The 1,133-nt window shown below is 47.3% G+C and carries 1 protein-coding gene; it reads right to left on the bottom strand.

Translation table 11 applies throughout. The features are described 5' to 3' along the window. Positions 1 to 65: 65 nt before the first annotated feature. On the bottom strand, positions 66 to 1,133 hold a 1,068-nt coding region (locus B3180_RS11660; protein WP_286844704.1), incomplete at its 5' end, for a peptide MFS transporter.

Genomic DNA, 1,133 nt, shown 5'->3' with positions numbered 1-1,133 from the left:
TAATTTTAGGCATAAAAAAAGGGACCCGAAGGCCCCTTTCTATCAGCTTTTCACAAAGAAGTGAATTAAGGCTTACCAACGGGCTCGTTGGCATCGATAACTGCACCCGGGTGCTCGTCTTCGCCATCGTCCGGCGCCAGCTTTTCCCATTTACGGGTAAACAGAGCTAATACGAATACAACCGCACCAACGCTCACACCGAACACAAAAATGGTCCAGTAAAGCTCAGGCATTGCCTGTGGGTTTTCCGGGTCAAGACCACCTGCCAGAAGACCCGCAATCACATTACCCATGGCATAAGTCAGAACGAAAACGCCCATTAACTGTCCGGCCATACGTTTTGGCGATAGTTTACTGACCGCACTTAACGCTACCGGGCTTAAGCAAAGCTCACCAACGGTGTGAATAAAGTACACTGCAACCAACCAGTAAGGTGCTACTTTTAAGCCGCTAGCCGCCGCTTGCGACGCAAAGAACATCACAATGAAGCCGGTCGCCATAATGATAAGGCCAATCGCGCTTTTAAAACCGTACGATGGATTGATCATGCGTTTGCTGAGATTAATCCAAAGCGCAGCGAAAAACGGTGACAACGCGACTAAGAAGATCGAGTTCAGCGACTGGAACCAGGTTGTAGGAATTTCAAAGTCACCGACCATGCGATCCGTTAAGTCGCGAGCAAATAGGTTGAACGATGAACCTGCCTGCTCAAAGCCTGCCCAGAACATGGTTGAGGCAATACAAACCAGAAATAGGGCACCGAGTCGCTTCATTTCATCTTTGGTCAACTTACCAAAGAGGAATATGGACAGGTAATACACGAAAAAGATAACAGTGAAAATAACAGCGACATTACCGGCAATCAGCGTTGGGTCCAAAGTAACGTAGTTATTTAATGCTAAATATGTATAAACCGCTAAACCAGCTAATAAGAGCCAGATAACTCCCCAGCTGCGTTTTGCTGCTTTAGGACCCAGAGGTTTAGGCGGTTTCGCTCCAACATCGCCAAGTTTAGGTTTAGTCAGTTTGTACTGAATAAGACCGAACGCCATACCGACAGCTGCGGCCCCAAAGCCCCAATGGTAACCAGCATTTTCCATAAGGTAACCAGTAACGATGTAACCGATGATAGA

The sequence above is a fragment of the Idiomarina sp. UBA4206 genome (assembly GCF_002383015.1).
GTDB lineage: Bacteria > Pseudomonadota > Gammaproteobacteria > Enterobacterales > Alteromonadaceae > Idiomarina > Idiomarina abyssalis.
This window is presented reverse-complemented; position numbering and strand designations above follow the sequence as displayed.